Annotated in this window: 11 protein-coding genes and 1 pseudogene; 5 read left to right on the top strand and 7 right to left on the bottom strand. The window is 60.8% G+C overall.

Features of this window, described 5'->3' with window-relative positions; genetic code table 11:
* Window positions 1-157: 157 nt before the first annotated feature.
* Entirely contained in the window at window positions 158-1,345 is a 1,188-nt protein-coding gene (locus N2600_RS07345; protein ID WP_017963766.1) for a membrane protein, read from the top strand.
* 56 nt (window positions 1,346-1,401) lie between these two features.
* Here N2600_RS07345 and N2600_RS07340 read toward each other — a convergent pair.
* A pseudogene (locus N2600_RS07340) lies at window positions 1,402-1,514 on the bottom strand (TetR/AcrR family transcriptional regulator); the annotation flags it as partial.
* Window positions 1,515-1,579: 65 nt separating this feature from the next.
* Window positions 1,580-3,370, bottom strand: a complete 1,791-nt coding sequence (gene aspS, locus N2600_RS07335; RefSeq protein ID WP_260298534.1) for an aspartate--tRNA ligase — start codon at window positions 3,368-3,370, stop codon at window positions 1,580-1,582.
* 253 nt (window positions 3,371-3,623) lie between these two features.
* Here aspS and N2600_RS07330 point away from each other — a divergent pair, with 253 nt between their 5' ends.
* Window positions 3,624-5,015 (top strand): multicopper oxidase family protein, encoded by a 1,392-nt coding sequence (locus N2600_RS07330; RefSeq protein WP_222281025.1) that lies wholly within the window; start codon window positions 3,624-3,626, stop codon window positions 5,013-5,015.
* A gap of 161 nt (window positions 5,016-5,176) precedes the next feature.
* Window positions 5,177-6,322 carry a ribonuclease D gene (gene rnd, locus N2600_RS07325; RefSeq protein ID WP_162117182.1) on the top strand — a complete coding sequence of 382 codons (1,146 nt, stop codon included), beginning with the start codon at window positions 5,177-5,179 and terminating at the stop codon, window positions 6,320-6,322.
* Between the two features lie 72 nt (window positions 6,323-6,394).
* On the opposite strand, the gene N2600_RS07320 is transcribed toward rnd, so the two are convergent.
* Together N2600_RS07320 and N2600_RS07315 are read right to left on the bottom strand one after the other, a co-directional pair.
* A complete protein-coding gene (locus N2600_RS07320) occupies window positions 6,395-6,652 on the bottom strand; it encodes a hypothetical protein (protein WP_260298533.1) in 258 nt (85 codons plus the stop codon).
* Entirely contained in the window at window positions 6,649-7,077 is a 429-nt protein-coding gene (locus tag N2600_RS07315; protein WP_260298532.1) for a hypothetical protein, read from the bottom strand. Before N2600_RS07315 ends, N2600_RS07320 begins: the two co-directional genes overlap by 4 nt.
* A 228-nt stretch (window positions 7,078-7,305) precedes the next feature.
* Here N2600_RS07315 and N2600_RS07310 point away from each other — a divergent pair, with 228 nt between their 5' ends.
* Both N2600_RS07310 and N2600_RS07305 read left to right on the top strand, forming a co-directional pair.
* Window positions 7,306-8,367, top strand: a complete 1,062-nt coding sequence (locus tag N2600_RS07310; RefSeq protein WP_170256752.1) for an adenylate/guanylate cyclase domain-containing protein — start codon at window positions 7,306-7,308, stop codon at window positions 8,365-8,367.
* Between the two features lie 152 nt (window positions 8,368-8,519).
* Window positions 8,520-9,878 carry an esterase-like activity of phytase family protein gene (locus N2600_RS07305; protein ID WP_260298531.1) on the top strand — a complete coding sequence of 453 codons (1,359 nt, stop codon included), beginning with the start codon at window positions 8,520-8,522 and terminating at the stop codon, window positions 9,876-9,878.
* A gap of 121 nt (window positions 9,879-9,999) precedes the next feature.
* Here the strand turns inward: N2600_RS07305 and N2600_RS07300 are convergent, their stop codons facing one another.
* The 3 genes from N2600_RS07300 to N2600_RS07290 form a co-directional block, all read right to left on the bottom strand.
* Window positions 10,000-11,307: an IS4 family transposase gene (locus tag N2600_RS07300; RefSeq protein WP_017963437.1), complete on the bottom strand. Its 1,308-nt coding sequence runs from the start codon at window positions 11,305-11,307 to the stop codon at window positions 10,000-10,002.
* Window positions 11,308-11,660: 353 nt separating this feature from the next.
* On the bottom strand, window positions 11,661-13,181 hold the full coding sequence (gene ppx / locus N2600_RS07295) for an exopolyphosphatase (RefSeq protein WP_260298530.1): 1,521 nt from the start codon (window positions 13,179-13,181) through the stop codon (window positions 11,661-11,663).
* Between the two features lie 12 nt (window positions 13,182-13,193).
* Entirely contained in the window at window positions 13,194-15,356 is a 2,163-nt protein-coding gene (locus N2600_RS07290) for an RNA degradosome polyphosphate kinase (protein WP_445944944.1), read from the bottom strand.
* Between the last annotated feature and the right edge of the window lie 41 nt (window positions 15,357-15,397).

The raw sequence follows: 15,397 nt of genomic DNA, 5'->3' as shown, positions 1-15,397 counted from the left end.
CATCAAAGGATGAGACAAACGCTCCGCCGCAATTTGGACTTCGTTTGCCGTTCCTCTCAATAGAAATTTAGAGATCCGCAAATATAAAGTGGGCCCAATCCGTAGTAGCGTCACTGCAGATTTCCAACCGCCACCACGCCACCAGAGGAATCACCCCATGAATTTTTACCGGACAACGCGGCTGATGCTGTCGGGCGCCGCCTTTTTCTCACTTGCCGGCTCGGCTTTCGCTCTCGACAGCGCCGACCTGCTGAAAAAGATCAACGCTGCCTATGCCGCGCAGGGCGGAACGATTTCGGCCGACGGCGTCGATATCGATGGCACGACCGTGACATTGAAGAATGTCAGCGTCAAACCGGCCAACGGCGAAAGCCTGCCCATCGGCGAGGTCACCCTATCGGGCGTCGAAGAAGACGAGGATGGCGGCTATTACATCGAAGAAGCCGCCTTCCCCGACATCAACAAGACGGAAGACGGCGTCACGGTGACGGCGGAAGGACTGACGCTTGGCGGCATCTCGGTCCCGGCAACGGCGGGCGGCGATACGCTCGATACCATGATGCTTTACGAGACCGCCCATACCGGCCCGCTGAAGGTGGTCAAGGACGGCGAGGAAATGTTCTCGCTGCTCGAAAGCGACGTCAATCTGACACTGCGTGAAGACGAATCCGGCTTCGATTTTGACGGCGCCTTCAAAAGCATGAAGGCCGATCTCAGCAAAGCCGAAGATCCGCAGAGCAAGGACGCGATCGAGAAGCTCGCCCTGCAGCACATCCAGGGCGACATCACCATGAAGGGCGCCTGGGAACTCGCCCCCGGCACGATCGACATTTCTGAGTTGGCGTTCGACTTCACCAACATCGGCAAGCTGAACCTCGGCTTCAAATTCTCCGGCTACACGATGGCCTTCATGAAATCGATGCAGGATGCGATGAAGCAATCCGAAGCCGGTGCGAACAAGGAACAGTCGCAGCAGGCGCTTGGCCTTGCCATGCTCGGCCTGATGCAGCAGCTGTCCTTCGAGGCGGCGCAGGTGCGCTTCGAAGATGCCTCGATCACCAAGCGCGCGCTCGATTATGCCGGTTCGCAGCAGAACATATCGGGCAAGCAGATGGCGGATTCGCTGAAGGCGATGACGCCGATCATGCTGGCGCAGCTCAATATCCCGGAACTGCAGAACGCCGTTTCGGCTGCCGTCAACACCTTCCTCGACGACCCGAAGAGCCTGACCGTCAAGGCCGCTCCTGAAAAGCCGGTGCCGTTCCCGACGATCGTGGGCGCCGCCATGGGCGCTCCGAATACGCTGCCGCAGGTGCTTGGCGTCAAGGTGACCGCCAACGACTGATCGCTTCGATCTTGCGATGAAAGGCCCGGCAGTCCTTCTGCCGGGCCTTTTCGTATTCAGGCGCGGTGCCGGGCGACTTCAGAAATGGCAAGGGCTGCGATATCAAGCAATTGCCCGCGGGATGCTCCGTCCCTCGCCTGCACCGACACATTCCCTGAATGATGGCGCCTGAGCGACCGAACCAAAAGAAAAGCCCGGCGATTGTCGGGCGTTTGCACTCGGGATCAGGCGATCTCAGTCCTTCTTGACCGGCGGGATCGGCCGGATCGAGAGCTCGCGCAGCTGCGTCGGCGTTGCCGGGCTCGGCGCGCCCATCAGAAGGTCCTGGGCCTGCTGGTTCATCGGGAACAGCGAGATTTCGCGCAGGTTCTTCGCGCCGACGAGCAGCATGATGATACGGTCGATACCGAAGGCAGCACCGCCATGCGGGGGCGCGCCATACTGGAAGGCACGGTAGAGGCCGCCGAAACGATCCTCGACATCCTGCTGGCTGAGGCCGACCTTCTCGAAGGCGGCGACCATGGTTTCCGGCGATTGGTTACGGATCGACCCCGAGGCGATTTCGAAGCCGTTGCAGACGGCGTCATACTGGAACGCCTTGATGGTCAGCGGATCCTGGTTCTGAAGCGCATCGAGGCCGCCCTGCGGCATCGAGAACGGATTGTGGGCGAAATCGACCTTCTTTTCTTCCTCGCTCCATTCGAAGAACGGGAAGTCGACGATCCAGCAGAGTTCGAAACGGTCGCGGTCGACAAGGTTCAGCTCTTCGCCGGCCTTGGTGCGGGCTTCACCGGCAAACTTGTAGAACTTGGCCGGATCGCCGGCAACGAAGAAGCAGGCGTCACCGTCATCGAGGCCGAGCTGGGTACGGATCGCGTCGGTGCGCTCCTCACCGATGTTCTTTGCAAGCGGGCCGGCGCCCTCGAGCTTGTCACCTTCCTTGCGCCAGAAGATGTAACCGAGACCAGGCTGACCAGTCGACTGCGCCCAGGCATTCATACGATCGCAGAACGCTCTGGAACCGCCGGTCTTTGCCGGGATCGCCCAGATCTCGGCCTTCGGGTTCGAGGCGATCATGCCGGCGAAGACCTTGAAGCCGGAGCCGGCGAAATGTTCGGTCACAGCTTCCATGACGATGGGATTGCGCAGGTCCGGCTTGTCCGAACCATATTTACGGATCGCCTCGTCATAGGGGATGCGCGGCCATTCCTTGGTGACCGGCTTGCCGTCGGCGAACTCTTCGAAAATGTTGGTCATCAACGGACCGATCGTGTTCCAGACGTCTTCCTGGGTGACGAAGCTCATTTCAAGGTCGAGCTGGTAGAATTCGCCCGGCAGGCGGTCGGCGCGCGGGTCTTCATCGCGGAAGCACGGCGCAATCTGGAAGTAGCGGTCGAAACCCGCCACCATCAGCAGCTGCTTATACTGCTGCGGCGCCTGCGGCAGCGCGTAGAAGGTGCCGGGATGGATGCGGCTCGGCACCAGGAAGTCGCGCGCGCCTTCCGGCGAGGAAGCCGTCAGGATCGGCGTCGTATATTCGGTGAAGCCGACATTGCTCATTTCGCGGCGCATGGCCGAGATGACCTGGGTGCGCTTGACGATGTTCCGATGCAGCGTTTCGCGGCGAAGGTCGAGGAAGCGATATTTGAGGCGGACGTCTTCGGGATAGTCCGGCTCGCCGAAGACCGGCAGCGGCAATTCCTTGGCGGCGGAGAGGATTTCGATCTCCTGCGCGTAGAGCTCGATCTCGCCTGTTGCCATGGTCTTGTTGACGGTATCTTCGGTGCGGGCCTTGACGAGGCCGTCGATACGGATGACCCATTCGCCACGCACAGTTTCCGCCATCTTGAAGGCCGGGCTGTCGGGATCGGCAACGACCTGGGTGATGCCGTAATGGTCGCGAAGGTCGATGAAGAGAACGCCGCCATGGTCGCGAACGCGGTGGACCCAGCCGGAAATACGGACGGTCGAGCCGACATCCGACTTGCGGAGGGCGGCACATGTGTGGCTGCGATAGCGATGCATGATCTCAAATCCTGGGCTATGCTGAGACGGCAGCAAGGGTTCCAAGAACCCTCAAGCGCCGACAAGAAAATCGGGCGGAAAAGCGCATGGACGCTCCGATTTGTCAAGGCTTGGCGCACGCGGCCGGACGTTTGGCAGGCGTTTATGGCGAGGCTGCGGCGGAGAGCACTGCGGCAGTTTGGCTGCGCTTCGCGTATTGCTGAAGGCCCCAGTCAACTTTAAAAGGGTCGGCATCGTCACCGCGGAGCATCCCATGCCTCTCCTCACCCGCCGCAATCTCCTGAAGGCGTCCGCCGTCGCCGGCGCTTATGGAGTGGGCATCGGCATCGCCGGCAGATTCGGGCTTGCGGAGGCGGCACCCGAGCCGCAGCTGCTGAAAGCCTTGAAAACCGAGGCCATGCTGACGGAAGCGGGCCCGACCAAAGATATCATGAGCTGGGGCAATGACGGCATGCCGCCGGTTCTCAGAATGACCAAGGGCCGGCCCTATGCCGCGCGGCTGACCAACGGGCTCGACGAGCCGACAACGATCCATTGGCACGGGCTTCGCATCGACAACCGAATGGACGGCGTGCCCTTCATGACGCAGCCCTACGTCTATACCGGCGACAGCTTCGATTATGCCTTCACGCCGCCCGACGCCGGCACCTTCTGGTATCATCCGCATTGCAACACGCTGACGCAGATGGGACACGGCATGACCGGCGTCATCGTCGTCGAGAACCCGGCCGATCCGGAGTTCGATGCGGAGGTGGTGCTGAACCTGCGCGACTGGCGGCTCGGCGGCGAGGGCCAATTCATCGCCCCCTTCCGCCCGCGCGATGCGGCCAAGACCGGCACCTACGGCACGGTGCGCACCGCCAACTGGCATCAGGAACCGCGATACGACGCGCCAGCCGGCGGGCTGGTTCGGCTGCGCATCGCGGTCACCGACGTGACGCGGATCTTCTCCTTGAAGATGGAAGGCGCCGACGCCACCGTGATTGCGATCGACGGCAATCCGGTGCCGAAGCGTTTTTCCCTCGACCTGCTGCAGATCGGACCGGGCCAGCGGCTCGATCTTGCCGTGCGCATGCCCGACGGCGAAGGCGCGATCGCGACGCTGGAAGATATCCGCGGCACGACGCCGAAGACGATCGCCAGCCTGCGCGCGGTCGGATCATCATTGAAGCGCGCCATCGGCGATCTCGGGCCGCTTGTCGACAACCCCGTCCAGAAGGCCGATCTAACCGCCGCCGAGCAGATCCCGCTGATACTGAGCGCCACTGCCGAGAATGCTAGCGTCGAAAGCATCTGCGGCACGCTCGGCTACAGTTTCTGGGCAATCAACAAGGTGCCGTGGCCAGGCGACACGCCCGATCCGACAGCGCCGCTTGCGGAATTGAAGCTCGGCAAGAGCTATGTCTTCAATCTCGAAAATACCACGCCGCATGCGCATCCGATCCATCTGCACGGGATGAGCTTCACGGTGATCTCCTCCTCGACGCGGCAGGTAATGCCGCTGGTGTCAGATACCTATCTCATCCAGCCGGACGAGAAGGTGCAGCTTGCCTTCGTCGCCGACAATCCCGGCGACTGGCTGCTGCATTGCCATATCATCGAGCATCAGAAGACGGGGATGACGAGCTATCTCAGGGTAAGCTGAGGCAGTGCGCTTTCACCGCGGTTGGGCTGTGCTTGGCGCCTTGCCTCAGTTTGGACGTGATTCTTAGCCAGCAATGCTCGAAGCGTATGCTGTTGTATTGACATATCGAACCGAAAGGAGAAGGAAGGTTTAACCGACCTTTTCCTTGCGAATGAAATGATATGATCGAAACCACCGCCGATTTGGCGGCCGCCTGCAAAGAGCTGGCCAAGTCCGACTTCATTACCATCGACACCGAATTCCTGCGCGAAACGACCTTCTGGCCGGAGCTCTGCCTGATTCAGATGGCAAGCCCGACGACGGAAGTTCTCGTCGATCCGCTGGCCAAGGGCATCGATCTCGCCCCCTTCTTCGAGCTGATGGCCGATACGAAGGTGCTGAAGGTCTTTCATGCGGCCCGCCAAGACATCGAAATCATCTTCAATCGCGGCAATCTCATACCGCATCCGATCTTCGACACGCAGGTCGCCGCCATGGTCTGCGGCTTCGGCGACAGCGTCTCCTATGACCAGTTGGTCAGCCGTATCAAGAACGTGCATATCGACAAGTCGTCGCGCTTCACCGACTGGAGCCGCCGACCGCTGTCGGACAAACAGCTGGATTATGCGCTGGCCGACGTCACCCACCTGCGCGACGTATACCTGTCGCTGAAGGCGGAACTTGATCGCGAAGGCCGCACCTCCTGGCTCTCCGAGGAAATGGACATTCTCGAGTCGCGCGAAACCTACGACATGCATCCCGACGATGCATGGCAGCGGCTGAAGATGCGCCTGCGCAAGCCGCAGGAGCTGGCGATCCTCAAATACGTCGCTGCCTGGCGCGAACGCGAGGCGCGGGCCCGCAACGTGCCGCGTTCGCGGGTGCTGAAGGACGATGCGATCTACGAAATCGCCCAGCAGCAGCCCAAGGATACCGAGGCGCTCGGCCGGCTGCGCACCATTCCGAAGGGCTGGGAGCGCTCGGTCTCCGGCGCTGCGGTCATTGAGGCCGTCAACACCGCTCTTGATCTTCCGAAGGCCGATATGCCGCATGTGCCACGCCAGGCGCAGGCGCCCGAAGGGGCCGCTGCTGCCGTCGAATTGTTGAAGGTGCTGCTGAAGCTGATTTCGGAAAAACACGGCGTGGCGCCGAAGGTGATCGCCAACAGCGAGGATCTCGACAAGATCGCCGCCGAGGGCGAGAAGGCGGAAGTCGCTGCCCTGCACGGCTGGCGGCGCGATCTTTTCGGCGAGCCGGCACTGCAGCTGATCCAGGGCGCGATCGCCCTGCGCTTCGTCGGGCGGAAGGTCGAAACCGTCAGCCTCTGAGACGGCTGCATATCAAAGCTTAGCCATTCACGGCTAAGCCATTGCCTTGTTTAGGCTACTACCTTTATCTCTCTAGTATTGGGGCTTGATAAATCCCCAGGCAGCAGGCTCGAGGTAATCACGAGGCGGTTGCATTTCATCCATGCTCACAGGCCGGCGCGTTAACGCCACTATTTTGAATATCTCGCCATCACCCCAGCCGGACCAGTGTTCATCAATCAGCGGTATACCGTCCGAAGTCAGACATTGCATCAGACCTGCATCAGCGGAATCCGGTGTCCGGTTATACCATGCGCAGTCTTCGCCGAGCAGCCGATCCTGTTTTCTCATGTCGACCATCCCGGACACCATGTTTTCCGAACAATCTCCCGCCAACGACACTGCTCACCGCCGATGGCCTCGACATCATCGGTTTCCTTGACCTCCGTGATGCCGTTATAGTCGTGAGACGGTTCGACCTGTCTGACCTCGATTGACGAGATCTCACCATTCTTCCTGGTTGCCGTCAGAACAACGTTCTTGAAGAAGTGTCCGTAATAAATGTTCGTTTCTTCGCGTCTGTCCTCTTCAACATGCGTCCAGCCGTTGTGATGTTGGACGACCCGTTGGCGGCCCCCTTCGTCATTATAGGTATCACGCACGATCATCTTTGCGGAATAATCGGGCACATCAGGACTGGTGAAAAACGGAACCCCGCTCGCATGTGCGGAGCCAGCCGCGATCGTGATCACTGAGAAAACTATCAATCTGTACATGATACTCCTGTGCAGGAAGGCGCCCACAACTATTGATAGCAATACGGCGGCGACTTGAGATTGACAAGATGTTGCAGAGGCAATCACGTGGCCCAAAAAATCGGCGAATTGGCTTCGGAACAAGCGCCGCCGCCTCTAAAAGACGCGCGGCGCTGTAATTTCGAATTCGCTTGACGGTTTTTTCCGGCCTGAAACAATGGCCGGGAAAACTCACGGCGCAGAGGCGGCATGCAGGAAATATCTCCGACACAGAATTGGATCCTCATCGCGATCGTCCTCGCGGCCAGCGGCGTCGTCTATGATCTGATGTTCTACTCCAATCAGACGCCGGTTATCGGGGCGATCTTCGCGCTGTTCATCGGCATGCCGATTCTCGCCTTCGAGCGCAAGGTGCTATTTCGGGCGCTCTATAGACGCATCCAGAAGCTGCCGACCTTCGCCTTCATCATCACCGAACTGGTGATTTATGAGATCCTGATGAGTATCGGCTTTGCCTGCGCCGGCCTGTTGCTCTGGTCGCTCGGCATGCTGAAGCCGGCGTCGCTTCTCGACCTCGTCATCATGCCGTTCGAGGTGTTCCTGTATGCGCTTGCGGTCTGCACGATGCTGATCTTCGTCTTGCGCGTGCGAGAACTGCTTGGTCGTGAAGTCTTCCTCAGCATGCTCATCAGCCGCTACCGCAATCCGGTCAAGGAAGAGCGCGTCTTCCTGTTCATCGACCTCGTCGATTCGACGGCTTTTGCCGAGAAGCATGGCGACCTCAGGGCGCAACAGCTGCTGAACTCGCTGTTTGCGACCTTCGCCGAACCCGTCAGGCGCCACAAGGGCATGATCAACGACTATGTTGGCGATGCGGCGATCATCACCTGGCCGCTTGCCCGCGGCGTCAAGGATGCGCGTTGTGTGCGCTGCATTTTCGATATCCTTGCCGACATCGAAGCCAATGCCGCCGGCTGGCGGAAAAATTACGGGCAGGTGCCAAAGCTCCGTGCCGCCCTTCACGGCGGCGAGATCATCACCGCCGAAATCGGCGTCGACCATCACAAGATCAGCTATTTCGGCGATACGGTGAACACCACCGCCCGGCTGGAGACACTCTGCCGCAGTCTGAACCGATCGGTTCTGATCTCCAGCGAGCTTGCCCGGCGCATGAATTTTCCCGACGACATCACCTGCGAGGATCTCGGCACCCATGCTGTGAAGGGACGCGGCCAGGCGCTCGGCGTCATGGCGCTTACCTCGCGCGCGGTCACCGTGCTGAACACGCCGGCGGTCGTTCTGCACGGCTGATGCGTAAATTCAAAGTGTTACAGCGTCCTTTGCGCGTCTGAGAAAGACGCGCGGCGCTGAGTACGTCACCAAAGCTTCACCCAACCGTCAATTCGCTGACACGGAAGCCCTGCTAAGCGGAAGGCCTTTGCAATCCGTTCCACGGGGATATTATGAAGAACGTCCTTTTTGCTTCCGTATCGCTTTTCATCTTGGTCGCAGGCTCCGCATCGGCCGACCAGCAGCAGTTCCCGGCCAAGCTCGCCGGCCAGGCGATCCTGCCTGCCAACACCATGGTTCCGGCACCGGCCGATGCCCCCGAATTCCTCAAGCATTCCGGCAAGTTTACGACGCCGGACCGCAAGCGCACCGAAGCGCTCGGCACGGTTCCCGGCAAAGACGGCGCCCGCATCACCGATCTGAAGCTTCCCTTCGACGGCCAGCCGATCCAGGGTTTTTCGGGCGTTAAGACGATGGCCGACGGCACCTTCTGGACACTCTCCGACAACGGCTTCGGCTCGAAGTCCAACTCGTCGGATTCCATGCTCTCCCTGCACCAGATGAAGTTCGACTGGTCCGGCAACAAGGCTGAAGTCGTCAAGAACCTCTTCCTTTCCGACCCCAATAAGATCGCCCCGTTCCCGATCGTGCTTGAAGGCAGCGACACGCGTTATCTCACCGGCGCCGACTTCGACATCGAATCGATCCAGCCGGTTGCCGACGGCTTCTGGCTCGGAGACGAATTCGGTCCCTACATCCTGAAGTTCGACACATTAGGCCGCCTGACCGACGTCATTGCGACGACGCTCGACGGCAAGCCGGTGCTTTCGCCCGACAATCCGCTTCTCTCGGTTCCATCAAACCCGGCCGCCAAGATGCCGGTCTTCAATCTGAAGCGCTCCGGCGGCTTCGAAGGCCTCGCCATGTCGAAGGACGGCGCCAAGCTCTACGGCCTGCTCGAAGGCGCCATCTACAAGGATGACGGCACGGTGGAAACCAACGATGGGCACACTGCCGTCCGCGTCATCGAGTTCGATGTCGCCTCCAAGAAGTGGACCGGCCGCAGCTGGCTCTATCCGTTCGAAGACAAGGGTGTCTCGATCGGCGACTTCAACATGCTCGACGAGGCGACCGCTCTCGTCATCGAGCGCGATAACGGTGCTGGCACAACGGACAAGGCCTGCGCCGATCCGAAGCAACCGAAGCCGGACTGCTTCGAAGCTCCGGCCGTGCTGAAGCGGGTCTACAAGATCGAGTTCAACGACGCCAATGTCGGCAAGGCCGTCCGCAAAATCGGCTATATCGACCTGCTGAACATCCAGGACCCCGACAATAAGAAGAAGGCCGGCGGCAAGGACGCCGTCTACGACATGCCGTTCGTGACGATCGAAAACGTCGACCGCGTCGACGCCACGCACATCATCATCGGCAACGACAACAACCTGCCCTTCTCGGCCGGCCGCGCCGTCGACAAGGCTGACAATAACGAGTTCAGCCTGCTTGAGGTTGGCGAGTTTTTGAACGCGAAGTAATTCGAGCGTGATCTGAGATAGGGGGCGGTGCGTGAGCGCCGCCTTTTTGTTGACGCTGTGCCGTGTGTGCCCCCCTCTCGAGCCACGCGTCTCGACCCGTCCTTCGGACCCCCCACAGGTGCTAGGGCATATACATATCTCGCAAAGCCCATCCATCGGCGACGGCTCGAAAGTATTTGAGGCCGTTGAAGAAGGTGATTGGGCCCGGCGGCTTGGCCGAGGCGTAGCCGTTCCAGCCGCCGAGCTTGGCGATGATCCAGGCGGCCCAAGCCAGCGAGGCCTTAGAGTGGGGATTGGACTGCAGCTTGGTTGTGCCCTTGAAACGGCTTTCGAGGGCGGCGAGGGTATCGATCTCGGCTGCCGTGAAGGTCAGGCTTGCCGGCTGGTGATCGCCGCCGCTGCGGGCTTGGACGAGCTGGAGGACGATTGCTGCGGCCTTGGCGGCGATGGCGACGAGCTTTTCCAGCCGTGCCGCCAGATGCAACTGGCTGTCCTCGATCTTGAAGCCTTGGTTCTTCATCACCCGAAAGAACTGCTCGATCATCCAGCGCTGCTTGTACCAGGCGACGATCTGCCAGGCATCGGCCGGGCTGCTGAGCCAATGGGTGGTCAGGAGCAGCCAGTGCAAGGGCTCGACACCGTCGGGGGCGGCCGGTTCAACGATCTCGACCCAGCTCAGCCTGACGCCATCGGGCAGGCCGGCCTCGCGCAGGTTTTGCGGCCGCCGGATCGTCGCTTCGCCGAAGCGCAGGCACACCGTCGCCTGCCGCGCCGGACGGTCGGCGCGCTCGCGCAGATCAATCGTCTGAGTATCGCAAAACGCCACCGTTTCGACCGCGCGGCGCAGTTTGGAACCGTCGATGAGCGCATGGTCATGCATGACGCGCGACAAAAGATCGAAGCGCCGATCGGGCAGGCGCGCCCACATGATGAAGAAGTCACCCTCCCGGTCGGCGATCGCCGTGACCCGGGCCGCACGCGAAAGCACCAGTTTGGCCGCCTCTGCCGTCTCCACCCAGCGCCGCGATTCCTTTTCGTTCAACGGCCGCTCGGCATGCGGCGTAAGCTCTTCGCTACCCCGCGTCCAGACCCGGCCGCCCACCAGGCCAAGGCAGCTGCCGGTGTCGGCATCGAGCGCCAGCATCGGATGCAGCAAAAGGCCAAAGCAATTGCCTTTTTTGATCTTGCCCAATTCCCGCCGGCTGTCCGGCGTCGTCGCAAACTTGATCTCGCTGGTGTCCTGCAGCGCCAGCACGTGGCGACCCTCAACCGCAGACCGGGTCTCCTGGCTCCAGCCGGCAATGATCTCTTCCACGCTCACCGCACTGTTGTTGAGAAAACGCCCGAACCGGATCTCCTGCGAATGGTTGCCCTCGGCCAACTGGCGAAGGCAAACCGTCTCGCGCAGCACAATGCGACGGAGCAGCACCGCCCCCCTTTATCGAGACGACGATCTCCAAACCGGCCCAACGAAAAATCATGCCCTACATCCATCGGCGACGCTCCCAAATCAAAACGTCGCCAAAACAATCATACGGCCCGCAGTAAAGGAATCCGACCCCCGCAAACCGAGTCAATCCGTCGCACCGACTTATGTATATGCCCTAGCCCACAGGTGGGGAGATCACAAGCGGCATGACCTTCCCGCATCTTGAACGTCAAGCCGAGTTGAATTGCTGATTGTTTGGGGAGGCCGTTGCGCCCAGCCAATCTCCCCACCTGTGGGGGAGATGCCCGGCAGGGCAGAGGCGGCTGGTCCGGCACAACGGTCGCAAATCAAACCTATTCGAACCGAAATGCCAACCGCTTGTTCGTCAGCCTCGACAACTGCTGCAGGCGGCCGTCCAGGCGTTCGCCGGCGAAGTCGCGATACTCGGGAGGCACGAGGAATTCGAGGTCGAGGTCCGGGCTCGGCGATTTGCGGAAAGTCAGGTTCTTGACGATACCGGGCATCGAAGCCGAGAACAGGTAGACGACGCGCAGCATGCCGCCGAGCAGCTTGGCGCGCTCGATAAGCTGCGGCGTCGCGATCTGCGCCAGCGGACCGGTGGCGCCGTCGTCATGCAGGCCTTCGAAACGGTAATAGTTGGAAAGCGCGATGAAGGCGCGGCCGGGATGACTGATGCCAACGAAGGAAGAGTGGGCGATGACGTTCAGCGCCTGCAGGCCACGATAATCAGGATGGGCGCGCCAGCTGATGTCGGCAAGCAGACAGGCGGCTTGGCGGTAGCGGCTTTCCTCTTCGGTTTCCTGGATGCCGAAGAGGGGCATCATGCGGCCGGTCCATTCCGCCAGCTCGCGGGCATGCTCCGGCGAACGGGCACGCAGGATCGCCAGTTCGCCAGCGGCGGCAAGCAGCGGATCCAGGCGGCGCTCGGCCTCCGACAGCAGCGAATAAAGATATCCCTCGCGCACACCCTGCGCCGAGAAGGAAATCACCGACGGCTTCATCGCGCTCAGCACTTCCTTCATGGCGACGGCGCCGAAGGGCAGCAGCGACCGGCGGTGCTTGGAAACGGCCTGCAGCGCCGGCTCCCTGGAGTCGCGCGCGGTCACCACCTGATCGAGGAACTGCATCATTCCTTCGAACGACACCTCATAACCCTGCATCATGTGCAGTGGATAATGGGTGATTTCCATGTGCAGCTTGGCGATGTTTCGCCAGGTGCCGCCGACGGCGTAGAAGGTGCGCCCCTCGCCTTTCGACAACAGTTTTGCCGTCTTCAGCTGCTTGCGGGCAAAGATCTGGGCCTTGGAAAGCGAGCCGCCGGCATATTCCGACAGGCGCAGGCCGCCGAGCGGCAGCGTGATGCCCTTGCCGACCTCTTTGCCCTTGATATCGATCAACTCCAGCGAGCCGCCGCCGAGATCGCCGGCAATGCCATCAGGATTATAGAAACCGCTGATGATGCCGAGCGAGGCGAATTTTGCCTCCTCCTCGCCCGAGAGCACGCGGACCTTGCGGTTAAGGATGGTTTCCGCCTGATGGATGAAATCAGGACCGTTGCTCGCCTCGCGCGCGGCCGCCGTCGCCAGCACATACATGGTGGCGGCGCGCGCCTGATCTGACAGAGCCTTGAAACGGTGCAGCGCCGCCAGAGCCCGGCCGACACTGTCTTCGTCCATCTTGCCGGTAAGGGCGACGCCTTTGCCCAGGCCGCAGAGGACCTTTTCGTTGAAGAGGACGGTTGGCGAACGGGACATGCCTTCGTAGACGACAAGACGAATGGAGTTCGATCCAATATCGACGACGGAGACCGGGGCGATCCCCGGAAGGCGCCCCTGGGCTTCAGATTCAACCATTTAGGTCCAGTTTTACTTGTTGTTGCGGCCTTCGAGCAGGCCGGCGATCAGCTTCGGCGCACTGGACTTCAGAGCTTCACCACGGCCTGACAGGCTCGGATTGGTCATGAAATATTGCTGCGCATTGAACGGTTCTTCGCCCCTGCGCACTTCCATGCGTCGCGACGTACCGTCGGGCAATATCTCGTAGCTTTGTTGATTGTCAATCACGTTGCCGAGCATAATCTGTGACAAGACCTGCTCGTGAACGGTCGGATTCGTCAATGGAACCATGGTTTCGACGCGGCGATCGAGGTTTCTCGGCATCATGTCGGCCGAGCCGATGTAAACCAGCGCCTTGTCGGACGGCAGGCCGTGGCCATTTCCGAAGCAGAAGATGCGGCTGTGTTCGAGGAAGCGGCCGACAATTGACTTAACGCGGATCTTTTCCGAAAGGCCGGGCACCTGCGGACGCAGGCAGCAGATGCCGCGCACGACGAGATCGATCTCGACGCCGGCATGGCTGGCGCGATAGAGCGCATCGATGATGTCAGGATCGACAAGCGAATTCATCTTCATCCAGATCGCTGCCGGCGCGCCGTTCCTGGCATGCTGGACCTCTTCCTCGATGTGACGCAGGATGCGCGAGCGCATCGTATAGGGCGAGATCGCGAGCTGCATACCCTGTTCCGGCTCACCGTAGCCGGTGATGAAGTTGAAGATGTTCGCCATATCGTGGGCGATGACGGGATTGCAGGTGAAGTAGGATAGATCGGTATAGATCTTCGCGGTGATCGGGTGATAGTTGCCGGTGCCAAGATGGCAATAGGTGCGCAGTTTGCCATCCTCGCGACGGACGACCAGCGACATCTTGGCGTGGGTCTTGAGCTCGATGAAACCGAAGACGACCTGGACGCCGGCACGTTCGAGGTCGCGCGCCCAACGGATGTTCGCCTCTTCGTCGAAGCGGGCCTTGAGCTCGACCAGCGCCGTCACCGACTTGCCGGCTTCGGCGGCATCGATCAGCGCGCGAACGATCGGGCTGTCGTTGGAGGTGCGGTAAAGCGTCTGCTTTATCGCCAGGACGTCAGGATCGCGCGCAGCCTGGAGAAGAAACTGGACCACCACGTCGAAAGATTCGTAGGGGTGATGGACAACCATGTCCTTTTCCCGGATGGCTGCGAAGCAGTCGCCGGCGTGCTCGCGGACGCGCTCGGGAAATCGCGCATTGTAGGGGGCAAACCTGAGATCATCGCGCGGCGCTTTGGTAATCTCCGACAGCGTGTTCAGCGCCAGAAGACCCGGCAGAACGGCGACGCGGTTGTCGGGGATACTCAGCGCCTGGACGACGAACTGGCGCAGCGAGGCCGGCATTTCCGAGTCGGTCTCGATGCGGATGACCTTGCCGCGACGGCGGCGCTTCAGCGCCGTTTCGAAGAAGCGGACGAGATCCTCGGCCTCTTCCTCGACTTCGATATCGCTGTCGCGGATGACGCGGAACGTACCGGAGCCCTGCACCTCGTAACCCGGGTAGAGCCGGTGGATGAAGATGTTGGCGACATCTTCCAGCGTGATGTAGCGGATCGTGTTTCCATCATCCGGTAGGCGGACGAAGCGGTCGAGCGCCACCGGCAGGCGCAGCAGTGCGGTCATCGGTTCGCGGCCATTCTTGCTGACGAGCTGCAGACCGATCGAGAAGCCGAGATTCGGGATGAAGGGGAACGGATGGGCCGGATCGATCGATAGCGGCGTCAAAACAGGAAAGATCGCCTGTTCGAATTCGGCGGCCAGCCACTGGCGGTCGCCATCGCTCAAGGCGCCGGGGCGCACGATCAAGATGTCTTCCTTGGCGAGATATTGTTGCAGCACCGCGAGCGAGGCCTGCTGCTCCATCTGCAGATGGTCGATCTCCTGCAGGATCGAATCGAGCTGCTCGGCCGGCGTCTTGCCGTCGGGGCTGCGGATGGCGATATTCTGGCGTACCTGGCCCTCGAGGCCGGCGACACGCACCATGAAGAATTCATCGAGGTTGGCGGCCGAAATCGACAGGAAACGGACGCGCTCGAGCAGCGGATGCTCGGTATTCAACGTTTCTTCCAGGACACGGCGATTGAACTGCAGCCAGGAGAATTCTCGATTGATGAAGCGCTCGGGGCTCTTGAGCAGCTCTTCCAGCGGGGGGGTGTTGTCGTTGATTTCCGGAGTGAGTTCCTGATGTTCTGCGACTGCGCTGTCCA

The sequence above is a fragment of the Rhizobium sp. WSM1274 genome, assembly GCF_025200775.1.
Classification (GTDB): domain Bacteria; phylum Pseudomonadota; class Alphaproteobacteria; order Rhizobiales; family Rhizobiaceae; genus Rhizobium; species Rhizobium leguminosarum_I.
Note: the sequence above shows the minus strand (reverse complement) of the source record. Positions and strands in the feature narration are given on the sequence as shown.

Excerpts from the sequence above, each read along its gene's own strand:
- N2600_RS07345 (WP_017963766.1), top strand. The coding sequence starts at position 158 with ATGAATTTTTACCGGACAACGCGGCTGATGCTGTCGGGCGCCGCCTTT.
- aspS (WP_260298534.1), bottom strand. The coding sequence starts at position 3,370 with ATGCATCGCTATCGCAGCCACACATGTGCCGCCCTCCGCAAGTCGGAT.
- N2600_RS07330 (WP_222281025.1), top strand. The coding sequence starts at position 3,624 with ATGCCTCTCCTCACCCGCCGCAATCTCCTGAAGGCGTCCGCCGTCGCC.
- rnd (WP_162117182.1), top strand. The coding sequence starts at position 5,177 with ATGATCGAAACCACCGCCGATTTGGCGGCCGCCTGCAAAGAGCTGGCC.
- N2600_RS07320 (WP_260298533.1), bottom strand. The coding sequence starts at position 6,652 with ATGAGAAAACAGGATCGGCTGCTCGGCGAAGACTGCGCATGGTATAAC.
- N2600_RS07315 (WP_260298532.1), bottom strand. The coding sequence starts at position 7,077 with ATGTACAGATTGATAGTTTTCTCAGTGATCACGATCGCGGCTGGCTCC.
- N2600_RS07310 (WP_170256752.1), top strand. The coding sequence starts at position 7,306 with ATGCAGGAAATATCTCCGACACAGAATTGGATCCTCATCGCGATCGTC.
- N2600_RS07305 (WP_260298531.1), top strand. The coding sequence starts at position 8,520 with ATGAAGAACGTCCTTTTTGCTTCCGTATCGCTTTTCATCTTGGTCGCA.
- ppx (WP_260298530.1), bottom strand. The coding sequence starts at position 13,181 with ATGGTTGAATCTGAAGCCCAGGGGCGCCTTCCGGGGATCGCCCCGGTC.